General features: G+C 26.4%; 29 protein-coding genes and 1 CRISPR repeat array. Of the genes, 2 read left to right on the top strand and 27 right to left on the bottom strand.

Annotated elements, in window-relative coordinates; all coding sequences use genetic code 11:
* Window positions 1-38: 38 nt before the first annotated feature.
* The 20 genes from WC168_RS04620 to WC168_RS04525 all read right to left on the bottom strand — a co-directional run bounded on the left by WC168_RS04620 (window position 39) and on the right by WC168_RS04525 (window position 15,796).
* On the bottom strand, window positions 39-962 hold the full coding sequence (locus WC168_RS04620; RefSeq protein ID WP_066355546.1) for a WYL domain-containing protein: 924 nt from the start codon (window positions 960-962) through the stop codon (window positions 39-41).
* Window positions 963-1,011: 49 nt separating this feature from the next.
* Window positions 1,012-1,413 carry a hypothetical protein gene (locus WC168_RS04615; protein WP_372617802.1) on the bottom strand — a complete coding sequence of 134 codons (402 nt, stop codon included), beginning with the start codon at window positions 1,411-1,413 and terminating at the stop codon, window positions 1,012-1,014.
* 117 nt (window positions 1,414-1,530) lie between these two features.
* Window positions 1,531-1,818, bottom strand: a complete 288-nt coding sequence (locus WC168_RS04610; protein ID WP_279135263.1) for a hypothetical protein — start codon at window positions 1,816-1,818, stop codon at window positions 1,531-1,533.
* Window positions 1,819-1,841: 23 nt separating this feature from the next.
* Entirely contained in the window at window positions 1,842-2,363 is a 522-nt protein-coding gene (locus WC168_RS04605; RefSeq protein ID WP_115588585.1) for a porin family protein, read from the bottom strand.
* Between the two features lie 109 nt (window positions 2,364-2,472).
* Entirely contained in the window at window positions 2,473-2,697 is a 225-nt protein-coding gene (locus WC168_RS04600; RefSeq protein ID WP_115588584.1) for a hypothetical protein, read from the bottom strand.
* A 750-nt stretch (window positions 2,698-3,447) separates the two neighbouring features.
* Window positions 3,448-4,678: a CRISPR direct-repeat array (repeat unit 36 nt; unit sequence GTTTCAATCCCCTATAAATCGGGTCAATGTTGTAAT).
* 575 nt (window positions 4,679-5,253) lie between these two features.
* Window positions 5,254-5,520 (bottom strand): CRISPR-associated endonuclease Cas2, encoded by a 267-nt coding sequence (gene cas2, locus WC168_RS04595; RefSeq protein ID WP_372617799.1) that lies wholly within the window; start codon window positions 5,518-5,520, stop codon window positions 5,254-5,256.
* Entirely contained in the window at window positions 5,513-6,400 is an 888-nt protein-coding gene (gene cas1 / locus WC168_RS04590; RefSeq protein WP_372617797.1) for a CRISPR-associated endonuclease Cas1, read from the bottom strand. Before cas1 ends, cas2 (WC168_RS04595) begins: the two co-directional genes overlap by 8 nt.
* On the bottom strand, window positions 6,397-6,663 hold the full coding sequence (cas2, locus tag WC168_RS04585; protein ID WP_372617795.1) for a CRISPR-associated endonuclease Cas2: 267 nt from the start codon (window positions 6,661-6,663) through the stop codon (window positions 6,397-6,399). The genes cas1 and cas2 (WC168_RS04585) overlap by 4 nt, the downstream gene beginning before the upstream one ends.
* Window positions 6,664-6,695: 32 nt before the next feature.
* Window positions 6,696-6,821 carry a hypothetical protein gene (locus WC168_RS04580; RefSeq protein WP_279135252.1) on the bottom strand — a complete coding sequence of 42 codons (126 nt, stop codon included), beginning with the start codon at window positions 6,819-6,821 and terminating at the stop codon, window positions 6,696-6,698.
* Between the two features lie 67 nt (window positions 6,822-6,888).
* Window positions 6,889-8,226 (bottom strand): TM1812 family CRISPR-associated protein, encoded by a 1,338-nt coding sequence (locus WC168_RS04575; protein ID WP_279135250.1) that lies wholly within the window; start codon window positions 8,224-8,226, stop codon window positions 6,889-6,891.
* 13 nt (window positions 8,227-8,239) lie between these two features.
* Entirely contained in the window at window positions 8,240-9,511 is a 1,272-nt protein-coding gene (locus tag WC168_RS04570) for an RAMP superfamily CRISPR-associated protein (RefSeq protein WP_279135247.1), read from the bottom strand.
* On the bottom strand, window positions 9,505-10,365 hold the full coding sequence (locus WC168_RS04565; RefSeq protein WP_279135244.1) for a hypothetical protein: 861 nt from the start codon (window positions 10,363-10,365) through the stop codon (window positions 9,505-9,507). The genes WC168_RS04570 and WC168_RS04565 overlap by 7 nt, the downstream gene beginning before the upstream one ends.
* Window position 10,366: 1 nt before the next feature.
* Window positions 10,367-11,086: a type III-A CRISPR-associated RAMP protein Csm3 gene (gene csm3 / locus WC168_RS04560; RefSeq protein ID WP_279135242.1), complete on the bottom strand. Its 720-nt coding sequence runs from the start codon at window positions 11,084-11,086 to the stop codon at window positions 10,367-10,369.
* 10 nt (window positions 11,087-11,096) lie between these two features.
* Complete coding sequence (gene csm2 / locus WC168_RS04555; protein WP_141050074.1) at window positions 11,097-11,501, bottom strand: type III-A CRISPR-associated protein Csm2; 405 nt, start codon at window positions 11,499-11,501, stop codon at window positions 11,097-11,099.
* Entirely contained in the window at window positions 11,498-13,285 is a 1,788-nt protein-coding gene (cas10, locus tag WC168_RS04550) for a type III-A CRISPR-associated protein Cas10/Csm1 (protein ID WP_279135239.1), read from the bottom strand. The genes csm2 and cas10 overlap by 4 nt, the downstream gene beginning before the upstream one ends.
* Window positions 13,278-14,108 carry a CRISPR system precrRNA processing endoribonuclease RAMP protein Cas6 gene (gene cas6, locus WC168_RS04545; RefSeq protein ID WP_372617792.1) on the bottom strand — a complete coding sequence of 277 codons (831 nt, stop codon included), beginning with the start codon at window positions 14,106-14,108 and terminating at the stop codon, window positions 13,278-13,280. The genes cas10 and cas6 overlap by 8 nt, the downstream gene beginning before the upstream one ends.
* Window positions 14,083-14,448 (bottom strand): hypothetical protein, encoded by a 366-nt coding sequence (locus WC168_RS04540; RefSeq protein WP_115588574.1) that lies wholly within the window; start codon window positions 14,446-14,448, stop codon window positions 14,083-14,085. The genes cas6 and WC168_RS04540 overlap by 26 nt, the downstream gene beginning before the upstream one ends.
* Window positions 14,441-14,881 carry a hypothetical protein gene (locus tag WC168_RS04535; protein ID WP_066350197.1) on the bottom strand — a complete coding sequence of 147 codons (441 nt, stop codon included), beginning with the start codon at window positions 14,879-14,881 and terminating at the stop codon, window positions 14,441-14,443. The genes WC168_RS04540 and WC168_RS04535 overlap by 8 nt, the downstream gene beginning before the upstream one ends.
* Window positions 14,856-15,239 carry a CRISPR-associated protein Csx20 gene (gene csx20, locus WC168_RS04530; RefSeq protein WP_372617789.1) on the bottom strand — a complete coding sequence of 128 codons (384 nt, stop codon included), beginning with the start codon at window positions 15,237-15,239 and terminating at the stop codon, window positions 14,856-14,858. The genes WC168_RS04535 and csx20 overlap by 26 nt, the downstream gene beginning before the upstream one ends.
* A 68-nt stretch (window positions 15,240-15,307) precedes the next feature.
* Window positions 15,308-15,796, bottom strand: coding sequence for an outer membrane beta-barrel protein (locus WC168_RS04525; RefSeq protein WP_066160911.1), 489 nt, complete (start codon window positions 15,794-15,796; stop codon window positions 15,308-15,310).
* Between the two features lie 117 nt (window positions 15,797-15,913).
* Between WC168_RS04525 and WC168_RS04520 the strand changes: the two genes are divergently transcribed.
* Complete coding sequence (locus WC168_RS04520) at window positions 15,914-16,210, top strand: DUF3817 domain-containing protein (protein ID WP_066160908.1); 297 nt, start codon at window positions 15,914-15,916, stop codon at window positions 16,208-16,210.
* Window positions 16,211-16,231: 21 nt separating this feature from the next.
* Here the strand turns inward: WC168_RS04520 and WC168_RS04515 are convergent, their stop codons facing one another.
* Genes WC168_RS04515 through thiI form a run of 3 tightly spaced genes read right to left on the bottom strand, consistent with a single transcriptional unit; the run spans window position 16,232 to window position 21,011 of the window.
* On the bottom strand, window positions 16,232-18,160 hold the full coding sequence (locus tag WC168_RS04515) for a hypothetical protein (RefSeq protein ID WP_372617787.1): 1,929 nt from the start codon (window positions 18,158-18,160) through the stop codon (window positions 16,232-16,234).
* A 27-nt stretch (window positions 18,161-18,187) separates the two neighbouring features.
* On the bottom strand, window positions 18,188-19,528 hold the full coding sequence (locus WC168_RS04510) for a hypothetical protein (RefSeq protein WP_372617785.1): 1,341 nt from the start codon (window positions 19,526-19,528) through the stop codon (window positions 18,188-18,190).
* Window positions 19,529-19,550: 22 nt separating this feature from the next.
* Window positions 19,551-21,011 (bottom strand): tRNA uracil 4-sulfurtransferase ThiI, encoded by a 1,461-nt coding sequence (gene thiI / locus WC168_RS04505; RefSeq protein WP_129098808.1) that lies wholly within the window; start codon window positions 21,009-21,011, stop codon window positions 19,551-19,553.
* 83 nt (window positions 21,012-21,094) lie between these two features.
* On the opposite strand from thiI, the gene WC168_RS04500 reads away from it, so the two are divergent.
* Entirely contained in the window at window positions 21,095-21,361 is a 267-nt protein-coding gene (locus WC168_RS04500; RefSeq protein ID WP_372617783.1) for a hypothetical protein, read from the top strand.
* Here the strand turns inward: WC168_RS04500 and WC168_RS04495 are convergent.
* The 4 genes from WC168_RS04495 to WC168_RS04480 form a co-directional block, all read right to left on the bottom strand.
* Window positions 21,358-21,846, bottom strand: a complete 489-nt coding sequence (locus WC168_RS04495; protein ID WP_066350207.1) for a hypothetical protein — start codon at window positions 21,844-21,846, stop codon at window positions 21,358-21,360. The two genes, WC168_RS04500 and WC168_RS04495, sit on opposite strands and share 4 nt — an antisense overlap.
* Before the next feature lie 12 nt (window positions 21,847-21,858).
* On the bottom strand, window positions 21,859-23,118 hold the full coding sequence (locus WC168_RS04490) for a putative Na+/H+ antiporter (protein ID WP_372617781.1): 1,260 nt from the start codon (window positions 23,116-23,118) through the stop codon (window positions 21,859-21,861).
* Between the two features lie 74 nt (window positions 23,119-23,192).
* Window positions 23,193-23,765 carry a YigZ family protein gene (locus tag WC168_RS04485; RefSeq protein ID WP_066355532.1) on the bottom strand — a complete coding sequence of 191 codons (573 nt, stop codon included), beginning with the start codon at window positions 23,763-23,765 and terminating at the stop codon, window positions 23,193-23,195.
* On the bottom strand, window positions 23,766-23,959 hold a 194-nt coding region (locus WC168_RS04480), incomplete at its 5' end, for a HepT-like ribonuclease domain-containing protein (RefSeq protein ID WP_372617778.1). It abuts the gene before it with no gap.

Here is a 23,959-nt window from a genome sequence, read left to right as displayed (position 1 = left end):
ATTTTTGGTTTAATATTGTATCTTCTTATAACAAAATATTATTTCAAATACTCTCTTAACTCTTCTTCAAACTGCTCTTTTATCTCTTTTGGAGAGACTATTTTTATATTTGGTAACCACTTTTTAACCAAAGGCAAAATCTCCATACTATTTGTAACTTTGAAACTTACTATTAAATCATCTTTGTTTTCTAAAATTGTTTGTGAAGATAGAAACTTCTTATTTATAAAAAATCTTTTTACACTCTCATCTATTTTTAAAACTACTTCAAATGGCTCTTTTTTGTAGTTTGAAAAAAGAGTTTGAAATTTTTTTAAAAAATCCTCTGCTTCATACTCTTTTTTAAAAGTAGTTGCATACAAATCTATCTTATCTACAAAACTCAATCTTAAAAACTTGAAACCACTATTTATCTCATCAGGTGTTAAAGCTGCGATATAAAAATTTCCTTCAGCAAATACTATTTTTAAAATCTTTGCTTGGTCAAAAATATATTTTTTGTCACTTGTATACTCTATTTTTGCATATCTTCTATTTTTGATTGCATCTTTTATTTGAAACAATAACTCTTTTTTTTGTAAAAAATTTTCAAATGGGTTTTGTTTTATTAAATATGTAGAAGAGTACTTTTTTTCCATTTTTTGAAGTATTGTTCTGTTTTTATCATCTAGTTTTGTTGAAAAATCAAAATCGAGCAAAGAGTACAAATCTACAAAGTTTTCTAGCTCTTTTTTATTGAAATTCAAAATATTTTTATCCAAAATAGAGTGTGAAACAAAACTATAAAGCTCACTATCTTTTAGTATATTATCACCAAAAACTTCTATTAAATCTTGCATATATCTTTGAGCACTTCTAAGACTTATATCAAATTTTGATGAGAAAGTTTTTAAACAAACTTTTTTTCCTTCTAATAGCTCTTTTAGTAGTTGGAGTTGGAGTATTGATTTTTTTGTTTGCAAGTTTTTACCTCTTTTTTAAAAGTTTTTATTATACCTATTTGAGACTAAATTATGTAAATAGCCATTTAAAAAGTAGTTCAAGAAGTAGTGTAATCACAAAAGAGAAATGAGCTTCAAAACTCTCTGATCTAAATGAAGAGATAAGAAATGCAAGAGGAATTGTCTGAATATAGACTATTTTCACATAGTGTTTTCTTACAAAATTGTTAAAAAAGATAGATAAAAGCTTCATCTCTAAACGAATTACTACATAAATATAAAACCAAATAAAAAAAGCATAAGCTGCAATTTTAAATATAAGTGGTAAATCTTTTAGCTCTGTTTTCACTAAATAAGTAGGTATGTCCAAAATAGGTAAAACAGGAAATGCTACCATTAGTAGCATTCCTATAAATATAAGACCCATTTCATTGCTATTTACTGTCCAAACTGGTTCGAAGTTTCTATTCATTTTGTCTCCTTTTTGTTTTTATTATTTTATACAAAAAGCTTGACAGAAATTGTCGTTTTTTATTTTAGCAACTAACTAGATATGAAATAGATAGTTAGTTGTCAATGAGAGATTTGATTATTTATCAATACCTTCTCTTTTATTTATAAATCTACAAATTACACCTGAATTGTTCATTATAATTTGGTGATTCGTGTCACAATATGTAGCTATTGCGATTAATGGCAATCTTTCACTTCCCCAAGAGTTTGGTGCAAAAAATGAAAGCTCTCCAGCTTTGCACTTACTTGCTTCCTCTTCATTTGCATAGATACAAATTTTTGATTGATTTGTATCTTCACTACATCCTGTAAAAGCCAAAATAGTAAACAATAAACCTAAGCTTAGAAATAATTTTTTTTTCATATTTTTTCCTTGTTTAAATAGTTTTAAAATAGATACTTAACTGTAACTCCAACTCTGTTTAAATCATAATCAACTAAACCCTCAAAATCCATATCATATTTTTTGTAATCAGCTGCTACTGCCCAGTGTTGTGCAAAGTTGTATTGAACTCCAGCACCATATCCAAAACCTATTGAATCTGACTCACCATTGTCAAATCCTTGTCCAGCAAAACCTATAGTTGCATACAAATCAACTTTTCTATCAAAAAATGAGTAACCAGCTTTTACATCACCTGCTACACCTGTCATCAAAATAGATTCTGTTTGACCGTTTGAAGAGAAATCCATATTACCAAAAGTAATTGAAGCATCAACTCCAAGTAAAATATTTGAATCAAAATATTTTGTAAGACCAAAATTTACCCCATACTCTGTAAATTTATCTGCATTTTCAAGCTTTACATCTGAGTTTATTGCTGTAACTCCAAAATGTTTTACTACATCTGCATTTAATGCACTCGTTAGAATTGTTGCTGCTAAAGCAATTTTTGTGATTTTTTTCATATTTTTTCCTTTTTGTTTAATTTAGAAAGGAATTATATTTTATTGTTTTGACAAAGATTGTCGTTTTTCATTTTTTATATTTAAATTCGAATACAAGCTCTTGAATATTTTAATCATCATCACTACTAAAAAAACTATTATCATTATCTAAATAATCAAAAAACGAAGATGTATCTTTGTTTTTCTCTTCTTCTCTATCAAGAGCATCATAAAATAAAACTCTTTCATAGTCGTTTTCTTGACTACCAACATCTATTGGCTCATCATTTCTTGTATAGACTTTAAATAAAGCGAAAATCACAAAACCTACTCCAAGAATAAATAGCATTCCCATATATACTCCTTTATAGTTTATTATAATATTTTAGTATCTTTTTTTGACACAATTTGTCGTTTTTGATTATTAATACTTTATACTTTTTAAAATTGTAAATCAAAATCCCCTTTTTCTGAGTCCTAAAAATAGAATAAGCTTTAGCTTTTCGTGATTTTTAGTGATGACTGAATTTGCCAAAGGCAAAAATAATCGGGTCAATGTTGTAATATCAAATATATAAGAATATAGGAGAGTTGGCTAGTTTCAATCCCCTCTTCTGAATCCTAAAAATAGAAATGAGCCTTGGCGATTTCGTGATTTTTAGTGATGACTGAATTTGCCAAAGGCAAAAATAATCGGGTCAATGTTGTAATATAAAAGACCAAAGATGGAAGCTTCAAACTTGGGTTTCAATCCCCTCTTCTGAGTCCTAAAAATAGAATAAGCTTTAGCTTTTCGTAATTTTTAGTGATGACTGAATTTGCCAAAGGCAAAAATAATCGGGTCAATGTTGTAATAAAAGCATACCCACACAAAGAGTGGAAAAGGGAGGTTTCAATCCCCTAATAATCGGGTCAATGTTGTAATAAAAGCATACCCACACAAAGAGTGGAAAAGGGAGGTTTCAATCCCCTAATAATCGGGTCAATGTTGTAATTGATTAGCTTTATTGTAGGGGCAGGAGCCTACTACGTTTCAATCCCCTCTTCTGAGTCCTAAAAATAGAATAAACTTTAGCTTTTCGTAATTTTTAGTGATGACTGAATTTGCCAAAGGCAAAAATAATCGGGTCAATGTTGTAATGTGATGGAGGAAGGACTTTGGGATAAGGAGTCATGGTTTCAATCCCCTATAAATCGGGTCAATGTTGTAATCCAGCATTACCAATAAATGAACTTAATAAGCCTTTTAAGTTTCAATCCCCTATAAATCGGGTCAATGTTGTAATAAAAGTGGGAAGCTTACTATCACCTAGGAAGAAGATGTTTCAATCCCCTATAAATCGGGTCAATGTTGTAATTTGGTATGGAAAAGAATATGAAACAAGAAAATAGTTTCAATCCCCTATAAATCGGGTCAATGTTGTAATATACGGAAAATAGCCTTGGAGATAGAAGTAGATAGTTTCAATCCCCTATAAATCGGGTCAATGTTGTAATGAACGAAGATGAATTTAATCTTCACAAGATGCCGTTTCAATCCCCTATAAATCGGGTCAATGTTGTAATTATGAATGCGTGGTCAATTAATACACCAATAGAAGGTTTCAATCCCCTATAAATCGGGTCAATGTTGTAATTTGGGAAGGAAAAGTTATGCAAATTATAAAAGAGTTTCAATCCCCTATAAATCGGGTCAATGTTGTAATTGACCAATGGTCAAAAGTAAGATTTGGAAATCTGTTTCAATCCCCTATAAATCGGGTCAATGTTGTAATGTAAATGATTATTATCAGAAGAGACAACTAATGTTGTTTCAATCCCCTATAAATCGGGTCAATGTTGTAATCTTCTGGATATTATGAAGGATTTAATCTTGATTTGTTTCAATCCCCTATAAATCGGGTCAATGTTGTAATAAAATGTGACAATGAAGGGTATCAATATGCTCTTAAGTTTCAATCCCCTATAAATCGGGTCAATGTTGTAATATGATATACAAATGATTATAGATAGTGAAGATGCGTTTCAATCCCCTATAAATCGGGTCAATGTTGTAATGGCATACAGCCCTTAAGTTACTAGACAAAAATGGTTTCAATCCCCTATAAATCGGGTCAATGTTGTAATTCAATTTGGACCAATCAAAAAAAATGGTTTACTGTTTCAATCCCCTATAAATCGGGTCAATGTTGTAATGTAAAGTTAATGGACAAGATTTACCAGTTTGTAGTTTCAATCCCCTATAAATCGGGTCAATGTTGTAATCTATGGGATAAAGAGTCGAGCTATTCTTTCGCTTTGTTTCAATCCCCTCTTCTGAATCCTAAAAATAGAATAAGCTTTAGCTTTTCGTGATTTTTAGTGATGACTGAATTTGCCAAAGGCAAAAATAATCGGGTCAATGTTGTAATTAATACAGTGTATGATTCTATTCTTTCAAAATTTGAGTTTCAATCCCCTAATAATCGGGTCAATGTTGTAATATATTTGTAATTAATGAAAAGATTTTTTATTCAAAGTTTCAATCCCCTAATAATCGGGTCAATGTTGTAATAAAAATGGTACTGATCAAGTGGTTATGATAGGAAAGTTTCAATCCCCTCTTCTGAGTCCTAAAAATAGAATAAGCTTTAGCTTTTCGTGATTTTTAGTGATGACTTAATTTGCCAAATGCAAAAATAATCGGGTCAATGTTGTAATCCTTCTACATACCATAAAATCACTACTTCTATATCTTATATTTTGCTTAAATATAAAAAAGATAGTAGTTTTAAAAAACTCTAGCCCAAAAATAGCTAGATAGAAGTTTTTTGTTACTCTTAAAAAAATCTTATATAAAGTTAACAATAGATTTTTAAATAACAAAACAAAATAGTAGCTTAAAAGCATTTAAAATCCCTTTAAATTCTTATCAAATCACAAATGGATTTTGCAAATCTATTCCACTTTTTAGATGGATACTATTTTTAATATCAATTTTATAAATTCTTATATCATCCTCTTCTTGATTTATTAGTTTATTCAATTTTTCTACTAAATCATCTATACACTCTTTTGCTACTTTTGGATAAAAATATATAGAGTATTGTATTCTAGCTGCTGTTTTTTCAAGTAGTTTTGATATTTTTACCAATCTTTTTTTATCTGAAATATCATAACAAATGAGATAATCATGCAACTTCATCTTCAAGCTCTTTTGTAATTTTTGCTCTTAAATTTGCTACTTCTTTGTCTAGCTTTGATTTAAGTCTTGCTTCAAGTTCCAAAAATCTTTTCCAAATCTTACTTCTAGCTTCATATTTTAAATAGACTCCACCTTTTTTTGTAAAATCATCTAAGCTTAGAAGATTTTCTTTAAATATTTGTATAACTTCTTCATTTATATCTGCTCTAAAAAGCTCCATTAAATCAGATGCTAAAGCATTGTGTTCACGAAATGGCGTATGCAAGTATCCAATAGATGGTTCAAAACCATGAGTTAAAAGTTTTATTGAAATTATATTGTAGTAGAGTGTATAAAATAGTGACAAAACTGCATTTGCTGGGTCTTGTGGTGGATTTTTACTTCGTTTGTTTTTGTGCATATTTTTTGGCAATAGTGAAAAAAACTCTTTGAAATATGTTTTAGCAAATGAGCCTTCTATTCCCATGAGTTCCTCTATATTTTGTGATTTTTCGATTTTTTTTAAAACTATTTTTATATCTAGGCATATTTGATACTTTTCTAAATGCTCTTTGTGTAGTTTAATTTTATTTATTAAAATATCTTTTGCAATATCCAATTTTTTACTTAAAGCCTCATATTGTGCCAGTTTTAACTCTCCTTGCTTTGTTTTTGCAGAGTTTATTATAGATATATTTGTACTATTTTGTGAAAGTAGAAGTATAGAGATGCCGTTTTGGTTTAATCTTAGTATATCCAAACTATTTAAAGCTGTTTTTGTAGTGATTAGAAGTATATCTATGAGGTGAAAAGGTATTGATTTTTCATCTACTTTTATAGAGCTTGTATCTATTTTCAAGATTATGTTTTTTTTATCTATTATTGCTATTTTCATACTATTACTCCATTTGAAATTGTGTTTAGCTGTGAAGCTTTTCCAAGTAGAATTGGGTTTTTGTAAATCTTTACAATATTTATTTTGTCTATATCTTTTGTGTAGCTATTTAATTTAAATATTAGCTTATCTGATAGTTTTTCATCTAGTGGAATTTCTAGGGCTGATTTTTGCCCACCTGTTGTGTGTTTGTAAAGATATTTTCTTATTTTATATGCTCTTTTTGTATTAAAAATGTCATAGAGAACTAGATAATTTTTCATATTTTCCCTTTATTGTTTAAAACTTGCTATGTTTAGTAAATAATCTCTTTTTTTCTACTATAAATTTTTTTGCTAGGTTTTACTCTTGTTGTGGGTTTGAAGTTCCAAACTACTCTTTGTTTTATCTTGTCTGTTTTTATTGTTATTTTTGTTTTCATATATATTTCCTTGTTTGATTTTGTGAAATTATATATGAAAACTTTGACAGATATTGTCGTTTTTGATTTACAATATATTTATTTTGTTTTTTAAATCATCAATACTTAATTTTTTAATACATTTATTGTAATACTTATCAAAAAGCACCCCGATATCTTTTTGTATGTCTTTGAAAGTTCTATTATCTGAATTTGCATGTGCTAGATTGTTTCTAGTATCTGCAACTTTATCTATTAAACTAAATGGAAAATCATTAAATTCTTTTTCTACTAATTTTTTCGGAAAAGAGTCTTTTAGAAGCTGGAACTCTTTTTCATCTATTAATGTATTTATATCTTTTCCTTTATATTTTGCTGTGCTAGTCCATTTGGTATTTTTATTTTTAAGTTTTATTATATAATCTCCAATAGCATATAAATCACCATTCAACATTTTTTCTACTTTTTCAACTATACCTTTGTGACTTTTTTTTATCTCTGATTTTGCATATAATCTCATACTCTCATATAATAAAGATAGACTCAAAAGCATATATTTTTTATCATACAAATCTTTTGCTAGATTATAATATGTCTCATATCTCTTTTTACCCTCATAATTTGTGAGTTTTTTTATAGCTTGTTTTAAATCATATGCTTGTTTTTTTATAGAGATATTTTCTATTTTATCTAGTTCTGTTATTAAATCTTTAGATGTTTTTTTAAATAAATTATTTTGATTTAGTGCCATAAGGTCATTTGAAAAAGAGTTTAGTTTTTCAATCAAATTTTTATATTTATCTGATTCTATATGACTTGCAACTGTGTAGTTTTTTTCAAAAGTTGTAAGCACAAAAGAGATATTTGCAAGGTCTAAATACTCTTTTAGGTCGATTATCTCATATAAGCCTTTTTCTTCTTTGTCATGTTTTTTTATCTCTTTTGCAAAAAGGATTTTAGAAATTTTTTCTGTATTTTGAAAATTTTGTATGATTAAATCAACAATCATCAAAATAGGAAGATGTCTAAAGCCGTGAGAAACATCTACTATTACCTCATCATAATAGCTTATAGCTTCATTTATAATTTTGAAAATATCTTCAAAGTTTTTATCATCTTTTATAAAATATCTATCATTGAAATTTACTTTTAAATCTGAATATCCTTTTTTTAAAACTTCTTGGTTGAAAAGTTTTGCATCTTCTGTAAAAATTGGAATAATTTCATATGAACTGTATTTTTCTATAAGCAGTGGAAGGGTATTAAAATACTCTTTTGTCTCATTTTCAAAAATATAGTCAGCTTTATGCTCAAAGTTTGAAAATCTTACTTCTTTATTTTTATCTACAAATCCACCTTGAATACCTAAAATTGTGATTACTGATTTTGTTTTTGCTTTTTTAACTATTTTTAGACCTTTTTGCAAAATATCTCCTTTTTTAATCTATAATCTCACACAAAAGCCATCCAAAAGGTAGAAGATTTTTTGTGTCACTAGTACTTTTACCAAAAAGCCATGTAGTTGTCTCTTCATCTTCTTCTTCAAACTTTGACTTATTTACTCTCACTTTTATCTTTCTTTTTTCGTTTTTGCTATTAATTGTAACTGCTCTAGCTCCACTATGTTTTCCAACTCTTATAAGAAATTGATTCTCTTGTAACTCTAGATTTTTATATCTTTCTACAAAATCTTCTGAAAGATAATCAACAATATACTCATACTCATCATCAAACATTGTTTTAAATATAGGTAAATAGTGGTTATTTAAACTATTTAAAACATTATTTAAACTAAATAGTTTTTTACCTTTATTGTCATTTTCACTATAAGCTATCTCTACACTAAAAGTTGAGTTTTGCTCTATTGCTTCTAATATAGTACTGAGTCCTGTTTTATCATCTTCAAATCTCTCTTTATTTAAAGCATATCCAATTAGCTCTTTATAGTTTGATATAGTAACCTTGCTATCTGCTACTTTAAAGTTTTTAAATATATGTTCTTTTATAGTTATTGGTGATAAAAACTTCTCTTTTCTTGCATTTCCACCCTCTTTTATAGATATAAACTCTTGATAAGCTGTAGCTATAGCACCTTTTAAACTACTTCCAGGGATATAGCCAAACTCTTTATAGTCTCCATTTTTATCTTTAAATAATTTTCTTTGGATTTTTTGTATTTTAAACTCATTGAAAACATTTTTATAGTTACCTTTTGAGCTACTTCCTTCAACTTGAACAACTTTTCCTACTTTAGCTTTATAGTCTGTTTGAATCCCTTTTGATGTAGGTATAGTTTTTTTTGATATTTTTTTAACAATATCTATTCGCTCTTTTACAAAACTATTTATTCTTGCAAAACTATCACTTCTATTTTCATTTAGTATATTAATAAATTTTTCTTTATCAATAGAGTTTAAAGCTGTAAAAAAGTCTTCATCTAAGAATGAGTATAGTATATTTTCATCTATAACATAGTTTGTAGGCTCATACTCATATCCAGAACCTATATGCAAAGGTGAGATAGCTGTCATTTTTAATTTTAAAATACCACTTGTCTTAAAATCTTTTTTTATAGATTGTGTATTTGCAACTTCTTTGTTATGTGTATTGCTATTTTCTTTTTGAGTCTCATTTGGTTTTTTTTGTGTTTGATTTTGTTTTTTAAAATCTTTCGAGTTTATTCCTGCATTTTTTAAAGCATCACTTAACATTTAAGTCCCTTTCCATCAAATCTAAATGGTACAAGCATAGAGTAAGCTTGTAAAAAAGAAGTTTTATTTGTACCATTGTTTATAGCCCTTCCAATATAGGTACAACTATTTTTAAGTTTTACAACAGCTGCACTATCTGCCATTAAAACTGGTTTTTTAAATGGTGTACCTGAATTTGAGTATTTACCAAATCTATTGAAAGTATTATAAAAAAACTCTTCTATACTATCTTCTTTTGGAATTATTGGGGAGATAGTCATATAGTATGAAGTATCAATATTTTCAAAACCTTTAAAACTATCATCTAAGCTAACACTAAAAGAGCCTTTTCCCGTTGAACTTTTTTTACCAAAACCATTTTTTCCTATTTTGTTTAATATCTCTACTATCTCCTCTTTTTTGAAATCTTTATCAAATGAAACATATAAAGAAGGTTCATATAAAAATTCAATCTCTTCTAAGCTATAAGGAGTGAAAATCTCTTTTTGTGTTGAAAATGTAAGTCTACTTAAACTATTTTTTACACTAACATTTGTTTTATAAAATTCAATATTTACACACTTTGACATATCTCCATTTTGTAAATCTTCAATTTTTATCCACTCTTTTTTTCTAAAATCTTTTTTATCTGTATCACTAACTCCAAAACTATCCAATGGTAAAGTTGGTTTTGGAAGATAATTAAGTGGTATAAAATCACTAAAAATTATTTTTGGATCTTCTTGTAAATAGTTCTCTAATCTTAAATCATTGTTAGAAAAAAGATGATAAGCAAAATGTCCAAAAATCATATCTGCTTTTGGAAATGTAGCAAAAAATGATTTTACATCTATTTTTAATCTGATTGTAGTCATATCAACCAACTTTTTTTACAAGCTCTTCTATGCTTTCTTTTATATCTGTAAATAAAACTTTTCCATATCCACGACTTCCGCTTCCACCTAGTGCATCTAATTCTAATAACTTTAAGCCTAACTTTAAAGTATTTACAAACTCTTCTTCATTATCACCATCAAAAACTCTTAAAGATACATCAAAATCAAACTCTATAGATGAATTTACTCTCTCAATTTGTCTAAGTCCACCATTTTTTGTAGTTCCTGTGAGTCTATCTATTACATTTTCCATTTTTGTTTCAAATAACTCAACTCTATTTTCTATTTTTGCTTTTCTAACATCTTGTTTTATAAAACAGTCTCTAAAGATTAATCTTGTTATATTTGGACTTTTATCTTTTCCAGACATTTCACCAAAAAGTTTAACTATCAAATCTCTTTTTTTGCTATCTCCATGAGTTGATTTACTATTTACAACATCACCTTTTCCAAGTGGGTCTATTAGTTTGAAATAGTGTTCTAAAAGGCTTCTAATTTTTCCTTTTAAACTACTTCCAGCTATATAGGGTTCTAGTACTTTATTGCTTGATTTAAAATCTACTATTCCATTATCATTTGCAAGAACTTCTCTTTTTAATACAGGAGAATCCACCCCACCAATTTTCATACTATCATCACTTGCCCCAATATGAAGTCCTGAAATCAATTTTAAATCCGATTTTATATTTATTATTTTCACTATTTTCTCCTTATTTTTTTGGCATAAAGCCTATTATTGATTCTAAAAAATATTTGAAGTTTTGTAACTCTTCAACAGAGTTTACAGCCTTAATAGAGCTTTCCATAAGTTCAACAAAATTTTTTCCACAGTTATCTCTAGTATGAGAGTATTGTACTTTTGAGTTAAGCATCATTACAAAAGGCTTTATATTTGTATCAAACTTACTTTGGTCTAAACTAATTGCTTTATTATTTAGCTCTAAAACCTTTTCATAAAATTTTCTAAACTGTGTTGTAGATGTTTCCATATCCTTATCTTTACTAGACTTATCTTTCTTCATCATTTGGGCAATTTTTTGAGCTTTTTCTCCAAAAAGTCCTGTTAGTTGATTATCTTTTGTCTTAAAACTAAGATTTACTAATATATTTTTCATCTTTTTTCTCCTTTTTTATCTCGATTTAAGTAAATTTTTAAAAATATAGATGGCTTTAATTTCTCATCATATTTTTCAATTAAACTATGAAGTTTTTCATATATATTAAAACTATCATCTGGCTTGATATTTCTAGTAATAATATATCTTAGTTTAGATTTCCACATGGCATTTTTTACATCTTTTAGTATATTTTTTTTCATATCACAAAAATCAAGTAATCTATAGTAAAAAGTTGTGGTATCAATATTTTTACTCTCTAAATAATCTGAAATTTCTTTAAACCTACTTTCTATATCAAAAAACTCTACAAATTTCATAGGAATAGAAAATATATCAATACCATCTCTATCTTTTTGATTATTATCTAAAACCGATTTAGCTCTAGCTTCTGCTTCATCTGTTAGTCTTGATATATAGTTTATTGGAGTTGAGGATTTAAACATCACTAAGCCCATAGAGATAGTTACTTTTTGTAATGAAAATCTATAAAACTCCTCTCTTAGTCTTTTGGCAAAAGATACAACTTCTTTATACTCTCCTATCAAAAAAAGATCATCGCCACCAGCAAAAATAATATAGCAGTTTTTAAACTCTTCTTCTATTATATGTGTTGCATAATCGCTAAAAAAGAAATCTATCTCTCGGCTTAATCTATTGAACTTTTTAAAAGAGGTCATATAATAATCTCTAAAAGTATCACCCAACTTATCAATATCTGCTTTTAAAGCTATCAAACCTGATGAGTTTTTTGCTATCTCTTCAAATGTTTTTATATCACTATTTTCAAACTTTGGAATATATGAACCCAAAGACCATTTTGGAATATCTTCATATTTTTTTGAAGATATATCAAAACTATTTTCAAAAGATATTGGTTTGGTATTTGAAAAATTTACAAAATAACTATCAAAAATCTTTATAGCATTTGATTTTTTCTCTTTTAAAATCTCTATATATTGATATTTTGTTAAAAAAGTTCCTAGTAAAATTTCATTATGGCAGATAGAGCAACACTCTTCATCTTTATTTGTAATTGTTCTTTTATTACAATATTGGCAAACTCCCTCATTGTCTTCTACTAAATGCTTACTAACTAACTTTTCAAAATTAAGATTTTTTATATCAAATTTTCTTAATTTTCTTAATTCATTATCTTTTGCAAGTTTTAGTAAATCTTCCTTCATTTGACTAGATTCTTGATTAGAGATATTTTCTCTAGATGTTAGTGAGTAAGATAATATTAAACCATTTTGTCCAAAATATTTATCCAAAAAATAGCTATCTAATTTTTCTTGAATATTTTTTATTTTGCTCTCATAATCCTCTTCTTTTGATGCAAGTATCATAAATTTACCTGCCCCAAATAGTACAGCATCACTATTTTTAAACTCTTTTTTAATAATATCTACTACAACATAAGTAAAAAGTTGCACTATAGCAGAACGACTTCTTAAAATTTTTGAAGCTTTTTTAGAAGTAAGTCCATTAAAAATAAATTTTTGAATACCCCAAAAATCTCCACTAATCATCAAAATATCTTCACTTAATTTTGACAATAAATCATCTATTTTTTCATCATCATATTTAGAAATTATTGAATTCTCTGATGGAACAAGTGCTTCATAATATTTTTTATCAAAATCAGTTATATAGCTACTCTTCTTACTTTCAAAACCTTTTTTATTGTCTTTTATATAATCAATTTTAAACTCTTGAGAATTTATAAAAGCTTTATTTTTATTTGCATTGTGTTGGTTAAATATATGCTCTATTTTACTCATTTATCTCCTTTAATTTAATTTTTCCAAGTCCAAAAACAGTCTGTTTTCCAAGAGCTATAAGTTCTCCTACTTTTAAGACCTCATAGCACTCTTTATTTAGATTTTTTATTTTCATACTTCCTACTAATCCTCCTATATTCATAGTTGTTTTTTGTCTATTACTAGCTCTTGTAAGCTCCTTGTAGCTAATATTTTTATCTACTATATCTCCTTGTATTTGATATGGAAACTTTCTATATGGTTTTCCTAAAAGTTGAAGTTGTCTTTGATAAATAGAGTTTATTATATCTTTTAACTCTAATTCATCGCTTCTTATGAATCTATTATCTTTTTTTATTCTTAGAGGTGTAAAAAAATGTAACTCAATATCTTTTTTAATATCACCTATTTCTAAAATCTTTCTAAAATCTTTTGGAATTTTTATATCACCATTTTTTGTACACAACTCATCATTTATAAAAATATTAAAATCACTATAGGTTTTTTTATCCTTGCCTAAGCCATTATCCTTTAACATCTTTATAAATGCACTTAAAATATATGGTAACTCTTTTGTAGCACTATCAAATAAATAATAATCAAATAGATAACTACTTTGAGCCAAAGTAAAATCAAACCTATATTTGTGAAAACTATTTTTTTCTTCATAAAAGTTATAAAATAGACATGAGTTTTGTGCAAAACAGTCAATACAATCATATTTTGGATTTATACATACAACTCTTTTCAAAGCATAACCAAAAGCTCCACGAAGCTGAGAGCCCATAAAATATGGTGGTTTATCAGTGCTATTTATCTTAATTGTTAGTTTTGTATAGTTCATCTTTAAACTGCTCCAACTCTTTTTCGCTTATGTTTATTACCAATTTATTTGATTTATTATTTTGAACATCTGTAAGTCTATTTAAATACTCTATAGTTCCCATAAATTCAATATTATATCTTTGCATATCTTTTGTAAAAACTCCCAAAACACCTTGAATTTCACCTCTTGTACACTCTTTTCTTAATATTGGAATTGGTAGTTTTATATCATTAAAATAGATATCTATTTTATTCATTCTTTTTATTAATCTATATGTATTAAAAATCATTAATAACATAGTAAAAAAAGTAAACCAAACTGTAGCATCTGTAATTAGTTTAAATATATAATCAAACATCACTATCCTTTTTTTCAAATATTTTATTTCTCTTGCAAATATAAAAATATATAGAAACTCCAAAAATAAACAAAGCTACACTAAAATAAACAATATTTATATGCAAAAAACCTGTTGCTGCTGATATTACAAAAAGTCCAAGCCCAAGATGGATAAATAAACCAACAAAAATGTTTATATAAATAGGAGTTTTATACAAGCACTTTGCTAATTTTGGAGTTTTTAATCTACTTGTAGTAATAGTCAAAAAGATATTAACTACAAATAAAGATATAACAAAATATAAATTTCCTATAGACTCTATATTTAATAAAAAATATATAGCAAGTACTATTGTTGTAATAGTTAAAAATTTAAAAACTATATACACAAAATACTCCTTATTTAAAAGCTCTTTTATACAATTTTTATTCATAATCTCTAAACCTTTCATGCTCAAATATTGATTTTTTTATAATCTTTCCATCTTCTTCAAACTCTTGTGTAACTCTTTTTGTAGTTGAATATACTGCTTTTAGTTTCAAACTTTTTGCAAAATTTACTAAAATATAAGTTGCACCAAAATCTCCTTGAATCAAAACAAAATCTCCTTCTTTTGAGTACTGTTTTAAAAAAAGTTTTATTGGAGTTAAATATTCACTCAACTTTTTTAAATCATTAGGTACATTACTAAAAAGCTCTTGTAACTCTTTTGGAAGATACATAAACTCTTCTATGCCAAAACTTTTCATGGCATCATCTTTTTGATTTTTTGTTAAAGTATGAGAAAATAGCAAAAACATTTTATTCATAAATAATCCTTAATAAATTTAATTAATTCTATACTGATTTTTTGACAAAAATTGTCGTTTTTTATTATTTAAAAAATAATTTTCAAATATAAATTTGATTTTTCATAATCATAATCTTCTTTATTAGAAACCATATCATATTTTTTATACTCAAAATTTAATGCAAAATTCTTTGCTATTTTATACTCAGCTCCACCACCATATCCAAAACCAGCACCATCAATATTTCCAATACTTTGGAAAGCAGCAGCTCCTAGAGCATAAATAGAGAAATCTCTATTTAAAAAAGCATAACCTAGTTTTAAATCTGTAGAAAATGTTGATACCTCTTTACTTTTATTTTCAACTCTTATATTTCCATAGTTCAAATTATAATATAAACCAAAAATAATTGAATCAAAATATCCACTTGTACCAAAACCAAGCCCTAGTTCTGTATAAGTTTCATTAAAGATTTTAGCATTTGAAGTTCCAATATAAAAAGAGTTTACTTTGTCAGCTTTTAAAAAAGTAGTTAAAAAGATTGTAATAAGTGATAGTTTAAAAAATAGTTTCATTTTTTCCCTAATATTTTTTAGTTTGACGTACTATATTTAAAAATAACTAAAAAATCTCTAAGTTCTTATATAGTTTAGTTTTATATAATAAGCCTCAAATTTTTTTTAAGGGTTAAAATGTTTAGAACAAAACTTGCTCAATTTAGAGCTATATCAATAATCGAAGGGATTTCATATCTTATTTTAGTCTTTTTTGCAATGCCTTTAAAATATTTCTTTGCAGAACCTATGGCTGTAAAAGTGTTTGGAATGCTACATGGAATATTTTTTATTCTTTTTTGTTTGGCTTTATATAGAGTTATGATTGAAAAAAGATGGAAGCTATTTTTTAGTATAAAACTTTTTATATATTCACTAATTCCATTCTTATTTATTTTGATAGAAAAAGATATAAAAAACTTAAAAAAGAATTGAGTTTAAACTCAATTCTTTATTCTATTTTGTGATTAAATCATAAATATAAATATCAGCAATTTTTATATAGTAGTTTTGTTGATCTTTTGTAAAACTCTCTGTTTTTGTTGGTACCAACTCACTTTTTAAATCTTTTGAGTTTGAATAAGCTCTTAAATTTATCTCTAAAGTACTGAAAGTTAAACCACTAATATCAAAATCCACACTAAACTCTTTCTCTTCATCTATATTGCTCCATTTATCATCAAAAGCATCTATTTGAAGATATTGTGCTTTTATATCTTTTGTATTTAAAGTAGTTCCTAAAATATCATCACCAGCTTGATATGTTTTTATATCTTTAAATGTTTTTGAGTTAATCGCTTTTACTCTTGAGCTATCTAAAATTTGTGGAAATGATACAGTTATTCCACCATTTTTTAAATCATTTTTTAAAGATGTTTTATATTTGAAATTTACTCTTAACAAATTAGGAGAGATAAGTTCATAAGTGTGATAAAGTTTTGAACTTGTATTATATAAATAGTCCTGATGACCTAAACTATTATATTGATTATTTGAGTTATAGCTATTTTTTACTATTAACTTATCTGCTTTAATTACTAAATTACCATTTATATAAAGTCCATCCTCTTTTAACTCAATAGCCAATTTCTTGATATTATCTTGATTTGTATCTTCAAAAACTATATCTTCTTGTATAAAATCTTTAAAAATAGCTTGAGAAAATTTTTGTGCAGATTTACTATCAATTTCTAAATCAACTTTAAATATAGAGAAAATATCATTTAAAGTTGAAAAATTTGTAAAATTTGTTGGCTTTATTTTGGCATCAAATTTTAATCTTTCATAATATTTATCATTCATAAATGATAAATCATTTGAATTTCCCTCTAAACTTATCATAAAATCAGATTGAGAAAGAAGATCAAAAAACTCATCTTGTTTCTCTAAAGCTTTATTATAATCAATTGTTAAAGTTGAAGCTGAAAAATCAAGATACTCTTTATATGGTAAATTTTCAAATTTTACAACAAAAGATGAATCTTTTAACTCAAAATAGTTGTTTAAAACTTTTGTAAAATCAAAGTTATATCTCTTTTTACTTAAAGTATCAAAAGATAAATCAGATTTTATTTGTAAATCATCATTGAGATATTTTGAATAAGAGTCAAGCTTTAAATTTTTAAACTCTAAAATAGTTTCATATCTTTTGTGAGTAAAATTTTCTATAAATATTTTAGAGTCTATTTTACTACTTTTTTTATTTTCAAAATATGAGAAATTCATATTTTCAATAATTAATCTCTCATCAATATATCCACCATAATATGCTTTTTCAACTTTAAATAGAGGTATATTTAGAGTTTTTTTATCTCCATTTACACCTCTAATATTTAAAAGACCACTATTTTTTAGTGTAAGAGTCAAATCATCAAGTTTGAAATTTCCATCTTGGTCTATATTTATTCTAATCTCTTTATTATTTAGCATCTGCATCATATTTGTTGGAAGAGCATTTACTAATCCAAAATAGTTTTGATGTTGCATATATCTAATTGGAAGTTTAGTTAGATATAAATTTAAATCATATTTTGTACCAAAACCGTTTGAAACAATATCATAATCAAAAGTTAAACCCTCAACAAAAACATCAATCTCATCTTTTGGCAATAGCTCTAAATAGTCTTGAAACTGCTTCTTAAGTTCTCCATCACTCATTTGATTTATAGTATAAACCATAGCTTTATATGGATAAGCTATCTCAATTTTTCCTTTTGCTTCAAAACTTAAAAAACCAATATTTTTATTTATATTTACAAAAAAACCATTTTGATTTAACTCTTTTACTTTTGCATCTACTCTATTTTCAATAGAGTTTCTAACTATAAAAAATAGTAAAACAACAGCTAAAAAAATCAAAGCAACATAAATTGATAATTTTTTCATATATATCTCCTTTTATCTATAATTTTTTTATCTTATTTTAAAACTATCATTAACAAAAATACCATCCTCTTTTAACTCAATTTTAAATAGATTATATTTTTTATCCTCTGTTTCTATAATAACTATTTCATTTCGTCTATTAACTCTTCCATCAATAATAGCTTCTTTAACAGACTCTTTATCAACTTTGATTTCAAAATATAGTTTTTCAAAAATATCATTTGCATTTGAAAAATTCATATTATTTAAATTTTCACTAACAATAATATCTCCATCTATTTTTAACTCTTTAAATATAGGTAAATTTTGAAAGATAAAATCTTTTGAATCTGCCTTTAGTTTAATATTACTTTTTGAATCAGATATAGCTTCTAAAAGTATTTGAGCTTTTTCAAAAAATCTTTGCATATCAATATTCATTGTTGCATAGGCATTTAAAAAATCTTTATACTCTTGAAAAGGGAAATTTTGTAAATCAAAATTTAAATCTATATTGTTAAGCTCTGTTTTTAACTCATCTTCGTAATAGTCTATTTTATTTAAATAAAATTTATCAAATGAGATATTAGTTTTATTATTTAATAAGTTTTGCAAAACTTTTGAAAAAGAAGATATCTTTAATTTATCTATTCTAAAATCAAATTTATCTGCAAAAAAATTGATTTTTTCTATACTAAAATCAGATATCATCTCATCTTTACTACTCTCTTTATAGTTGCTTTCAATATTTTCTAATCTTATATTCACACCAGCTTTTGTTGTTGTCAATTCAAATAAATCAATATTCATATCACTTTTTGAGCCATTTACACCATTTAGAATAAATTCAAAATCTTCATTTGAAAGATTTATATCTTTAAGTTTATAGTTTAAATCCTCATCAAGATTGATATGAATATCTCTATTTTTTAACATATCTATAAATAGTTGAACTTTCTGTTTTTGTCTTGATTTATCTAACTCTTGCATTAATATAGTTGATAATTTTGTTAAATATATATTTAAATCAAGATCTGAAGTCAATAAATAAAAGTTTAAATCATACTCATAAACCATACCTTCAAAAATCTGTGACATTAAATATTCATCAAATGATTCAAAAACTCTTTGTAAATTCTCTCTTTGCTCTTCATACTCTTGTAATAAAACAATATAATTTAAAGCCTCTTTTGGATTAGTAATCTTTACTTCTCCATCTGCTTTTATACTAAAAATAGAGAATCTCTCATTATAACTTACATCAAAACCACTAGCTCTTATCTCTTCTACTTTAGATTTAATCTCACTATTTACACTACTTTTAACTATAAAAGAGAAAGTAGCCAAAAAAGCCAAAACAACAATCAATATTAACACTATTTTTTTCATTAATCTTATACCTTTTTTTAATTTAATTTGGTCGATATACTTTTATATTTGTATATCCTGCTTCATCTTTTAAATATTGTCCATGAAGTTGACTTAAAACACCTTTATCACAATATAAAAGATAGTTTCTGTTTTTATCCAAATTTTTAAACTCATTTTTCAATCTATAAAATGGTATTTTTAAAACTTCACAATCAAGTTTTATACTATTATCATCTTGTCTTATATCTATTACAATATCATTTTTCTCAACACTATTTACAACTTCTAAAGTACCAATATCACAAACATCATCTAAAACTTCAAATATTCTTTTAACTTTTGCATTTTTAATAGCTTCATCTAAAACAGTATAATCAAAATTTTGTGACTCTTTTTTAACTCTTTCAAAACTTCCAGATGTTACAGGGTGTTTTGATATTACACCACAATACTCAGGCATAGCTTCAGCAAACTTTTTTGTACCAATTTTTGTTGCAAGTTCTATAATATCAGGCTTTGACATAAATGCAAGTGGTCTTAAAATCAAAATATCACTAACATCATCAATTAAACTTAGATTTCTTAAAGTTTGACTTGAAACCTGTGCAACACTCTCTCCTGTTAATAAAGCATCTATTTTTAAACTTTTTGCAACTTCTTGTGCAGCTTGAACCATAAGCCTTTTTAACATAACTCCCATATATGAAGGGCTTATATCTTTAAAAATTTGTCCAACAACATCTTCAAATGGTATTGTAATAAAATTTACACTATGAGAACTTGCATAATTACTCCACAAATACCAAGCAACTTGTTTAACTCCAATTTCATGAGCAACTCCACCAAGATTAAAAAATATATAGTGAGTTTTTACTCCTCTTTTTATTGATAAATATGAAGCAACTGTTGAATCAAATCCTCCTGACATTAAACTCAAAATTTCACCTTGAGTTCCTATTGGAAAACCACCCATTCCTTCATACTTTTTAGTAATTATATGAAGTTTATTATGCTCTAACTCAAGCTTTATTGTAACATCAGCATCTTTTAGCTTAACACCTTTTGTTTGATTGTTTGCCAACATATATCCACCAACTGTCTGCTCTATATGCATAGATTTAAAATTTTGTTGACCAACTCTTTTTGCTCTTACAACAAAAGTTTTATCTGTAATTGTATTTGCCATATGCTTGTTTACTTCAACTTTTATATCATCTAAACTATTCATATTTTCAATAGTAATTGCTTCTAAAACTTGCTGTATTCCAGATGTATTTAAAAGTTTTTGTTTTAACTCTTCGCTAAACTCAATTGGTGTCTCTAGCTCTATTTTGTCAAAAAATTTTTTAATTTTTATATCTTTACTAATATGACTTGAAATACTTTGTAAATTTACATAAAGTTGTTGAATCATATGCCTTTTTGCAGTATCGCCTTTTATCATAATTTCTGTGAAATATTTGATAATAAATTTTTGTGTTTTTATATTTTGTTCTTCCATACTCTCTACCCATAAATTTTTAAGGTTTAATTATACCATTTTTTGAGATAATACAGGTTTGACATTAGAATAAGGTAAAGAATATGAAGATAGAAGATATTGATAATCTTGCAGATTTAGCCAAAGAGCTTAAGAATGATAGGAATAAAAATGTTTATAAAATCTTTGACGATTATGCAGTAAAATTCAATCTTGATGCGGAAGAACTTGAGCAAGTTTTAGCAAAAGAGTATGACTGTTTTAAGTGTGATAGTTGTGAGAGATTTTATACTTATGATGAATACTCTTTTTTTGATGAAGAGTGTATTTACTGCTTTGATAGTCAAGCTGATGATGAAGATGAGTTTTAATCACAAAACTCAGCTTCTAACTCATCTTGAATAATCAGTGAATCAATTGCTCTTGATTTTACATTTAAAGGTTTTGCCTCTCCAAAACATTTAACAATAACTTTACCGTCACTAATCTCAAATAAGATCTCTCCAGCACCTTGAATAATAAAATCTCTAAAAATTCTATTAGCAACTCTTTTAAATCCAAACTTTTTAGGAAATATTATAAACTTTGTTGAAGTTACAATATATCTTGAATCGGTTTTAAATATCTCAAGAAGTTTTTGCTTAATAGCCTCATCTATTTTTCCATTTATTAAATCACACTTTAAATCTTCATGTAAAAGACAGATTTTATCTTCATTTATTTTCAAATAACCAAACTCATTTGGCTTTACTCTAACATTATAAAATTTTTTAAAAACTTCAACATGATCAAAAGAGTTTGAAAAAACTATCAAACTCTTATTAGTTCTTGCAAATTTCGAGAAATCTGAAATCATATAAACATTTCCTTATAAAATAATAAAACAAATACTAGCAACAATAGTAGGGAAAATTGCTCCTAAGAATAGATATCTAGGATCAACAGCACCATCTTCAAAATGGTTTTTTAATATTGCAACACCAGCTGGATTTGGTGCATTTGCAATAACTGTTAAACCACCACCTGTAACAGCTCCTGCAACTAAATAGTATTTAAACTCATCACTTAAACCATCAATTAATGAACCTAAATATGTAATTGCTGCATTATCAGTAAATGCTCCAAGACCAATAGCTCCAAAAAATGCTTGAGCATTTGTTAAGCTTTGAATTATATCTTTTAGCCACCAAGCTTGTTGACCGCCTAAAATCACAAGTCCACCTAGGAAAAATGCAACCAATAATCCCTCTCTTAGCATCAATCTATCTTGATATTGTTGATAGGCATAAGTTACACCTAAAAATAGTAAAAATAGACTCATAAAAAATGGTGGATAATGCCCAAAATAAACCACTAAAGCCAAAAATGAAAAGTGAATTAAAACTATAACAAATGGTATTTTTTCTCTATCACTAACTGTTGTTCGTATATTTATAGCAGATAACTCTTTAAAGAAAAATAGCATAATAATACTAGTATTTAAAAATATTGCAATAGCAGCTTTCCAACCAAAAGTTGTAAGCATAAAATAGCTACTCCAATCCCAAGTTTGAGCAACCATCAATATTGGTGGTGCAGCAAAGTTTGTTAATGTTCCACCAATTGAAACATTTACAAATAAAGCTCCCAAAGTCATATATTTTAGTTTATTTGAAATACCTTGAGAAAATAGTTTATCACTTAAAATTAAAGCTGCAAGGGTCATAGCAGCAGGTTCTGTGATAAATGAACCAAACAAAGGAACAATACACATAACTACAAAGTAAAATCCTGTTGCACCTTTTCTTGGCAAAATATTTGACAATCTCTTAACAACTGCTATTACAGTGTGTAATATTGGTCTTGTTGCTGCAATAACCATAATCACAAAAACGAACATTGGTTCAACAAAGTTTCTATTATTTACATAATCCATAGTTTCTGCTTTTCCAAGAAAAACAAACATAAAAATTACTAAAATCATAGCCCAAATTCCAAAAACAACCTCTATTTCACCCAAAAGGTGGAAAAGTCCAGAGTGTTTTTCGCTTCTATTTGCTAAATTTTCAAAATATTTAACTGAGAATATATGAATAATTGCAATTGCAAATATAACTGCAGCAATTATCTGCAAGGTATTAGGTGGCATATTTCTTTCCTAAAATATAAATTTGACCGATTTTATTTAAAATTTATTAATAGTTTTTAAACGAAATTAAAAAATCAAAATATTTTAACATCTCTTGATAGTTTTTTTTCTAAAATTTCAAAATCTTTTTCTGAAATATCTATATTTACTTTAACCTCTTTTTCAAACTCTTTTGAAGATATCTCTATATTTTGCTCTTTTAAAATATACTCAAGTTGTGATAAATATGAGTATTCACACTCCAAAGTAAAACTTTTTGTTTTTTTATACTCAAAAAACTCTGCAATTTTTATAACTTCATTTAAAGAGCCACCATAAGCTCGTACTAAGCCACCAGTTCCCAGTTTTATTCCACCAAAATATCGAACTATTATTGCCGCGCTATTTATAATACCAGCACCACTTAAAACAGCCAAAGTTGGCTTTCCGCTTGTTCCTCGTGGTTCTCCATCATCACTACTATTTTCTACAATTTGTTCAAACTCATTTAAATATCTATAAGCATAGACAAAATGAACAGCTTTTGGGTGCTCACTTCTTAATCTTTGCATTGTTTTATCAAAATCTTTATATGGAACTAAAAAAGCTAAAAATTTTGATTTTTTCTCTTCTAGTGTTGCTGTAAACTCTTTTTGTACAAATTTCATTTAGTTCTTTTTTAATAACTCTTCTATAATATTTTTTAACTCTGGTAAGTTGTGTCTAATCACATCCTCAATTATATTATCATCTGTACTATCGTAATCGTGTGCTATATAGTTTCTTACAGCACTAATTCCTTTTAAATCTTTACTTGAAAAACAGTCTAAAATTTTAAACTCATTTTCATCTTTTAATTTTG

The sequence above is a fragment of the Aliarcobacter sp. genome, assembly GCF_041672065.1.
Classification (GTDB): Bacteria; Campylobacterota; Campylobacteria; order Campylobacterales; family Arcobacteraceae; genus Aliarcobacter; species Aliarcobacter skirrowii.
The sequence above is the reverse complement of the archived record's forward strand: the minus strand, read 5'-3'. Positions and strand labels throughout refer to the sequence as shown.

Excerpts from the sequence above, each read along its gene's own strand:
- WC168_RS04615 (WP_372617802.1), bottom strand. The coding sequence starts at position 1,413 with ATGAATAGAAACTTCGAACCAGTTTGGACAGTAAATAGCAATGAAATG.
- WC168_RS04610 (WP_279135263.1), bottom strand. The coding sequence starts at position 1,818 with ATGAAAAAAAAATTATTTCTAAGCTTAGGTTTATTGTTTACTATTTTG.
- WC168_RS04605 (WP_115588585.1), bottom strand. The coding sequence starts at position 2,363 with ATGAAAAAAATCACAAAAATTGCTTTAGCAGCAACAATTCTAACGAGT.
- WC168_RS04600 (WP_115588584.1), bottom strand. The coding sequence starts at position 2,697 with ATGGGAATGCTATTTATTCTTGGAGTAGGTTTTGTGATTTTCGCTTTA.
- cas1 (WP_372617797.1), bottom strand. The coding sequence starts at position 6,400 with ATGAAAATAGCAATAATAGATAAAAAAAACATAATCTTGAAAATAGAT.
- cas2 (WP_372617795.1), bottom strand. The coding sequence starts at position 6,663 with ATGAAAAATTATCTAGTTCTCTATGACATTTTTAATACAAAAAGAGCA.
- WC168_RS04580 (WP_279135252.1), bottom strand. The coding sequence starts at position 6,821 with ATGAAAACAAAAATAACAATAAAAACAGACAAGATAAAACAAAGAGTA.
- WC168_RS04570 (WP_279135247.1), bottom strand. The coding sequence starts at position 9,511 with ATGTTAAGTGATGCTTTAAAAAATGCAGGAATAAACTCGAAAGATTTT.
- WC168_RS04565 (WP_279135244.1), bottom strand. The coding sequence starts at position 10,365 with ATGACTACAATCAGATTAAAAATAGATGTAAAATCATTTTTTGCTACA.
- csm2 (WP_141050074.1), bottom strand. The coding sequence starts at position 11,501 with ATGAAAAATATATTAGTAAATCTTAGTTTTAAGACAAAAGATAATCAA.
- cas10 (WP_279135239.1), bottom strand. The coding sequence starts at position 13,285 with ATGAGTAAAATAGAGCATATATTTAACCAACACAATGCAAATAAAAAT.
- cas6 (WP_372617792.1), bottom strand. The coding sequence starts at position 14,108 with ATGAACTATACAAAACTAACAATTAAGATAAATAGCACTGATAAACCA.
- WC168_RS04540 (WP_115588574.1), bottom strand. The coding sequence starts at position 14,448 with ATGTTTGATTATATATTTAAACTAATTACAGATGCTACAGTTTGGTTT.
- WC168_RS04535 (WP_066350197.1), bottom strand. The coding sequence starts at position 14,881 with ATGAAAGGTTTAGAGATTATGAATAAAAATTGTATAAAAGAGCTTTTA.
- csx20 (WP_372617789.1), bottom strand. The coding sequence starts at position 15,239 with ATGAATAAAATGTTTTTGCTATTTTCTCATACTTTAACAAAAAATCAA.
- WC168_RS04525 (WP_066160911.1), bottom strand. The coding sequence starts at position 15,796 with ATGAAACTATTTTTTAAACTATCACTTATTACAATCTTTTTAACTACT.
- WC168_RS04520 (WP_066160908.1), top strand. The coding sequence starts at position 15,914 with ATGTTTAGAACAAAACTTGCTCAATTTAGAGCTATATCAATAATCGAA.
- WC168_RS04515 (WP_372617787.1), bottom strand. The coding sequence starts at position 18,160 with ATGAAAAAATTATCAATTTATGTTGCTTTGATTTTTTTAGCTGTTGTT.
- WC168_RS04510 (WP_372617785.1), bottom strand. The coding sequence starts at position 19,528 with ATGAAAAAAATAGTGTTAATATTGATTGTTGTTTTGGCTTTTTTGGCT.
- thiI (WP_129098808.1), bottom strand. The coding sequence starts at position 21,011 with ATGGAAGAACAAAATATAAAAACACAAAAATTTATTATCAAATATTTC.
- WC168_RS04500 (WP_372617783.1), top strand. The coding sequence starts at position 21,095 with ATGAAGATAGAAGATATTGATAATCTTGCAGATTTAGCCAAAGAGCTT.
- WC168_RS04495 (WP_066350207.1), bottom strand. The coding sequence starts at position 21,846 with ATGATTTCAGATTTCTCGAAATTTGCAAGAACTAATAAGAGTTTGATA.
- WC168_RS04490 (WP_372617781.1), bottom strand. The coding sequence starts at position 23,118 with ATGCCACCTAATACCTTGCAGATAATTGCTGCAGTTATATTTGCAATT.
- WC168_RS04485 (WP_066355532.1), bottom strand. The coding sequence starts at position 23,765 with ATGAAATTTGTACAAAAAGAGTTTACAGCAACACTAGAAGAGAAAAAA.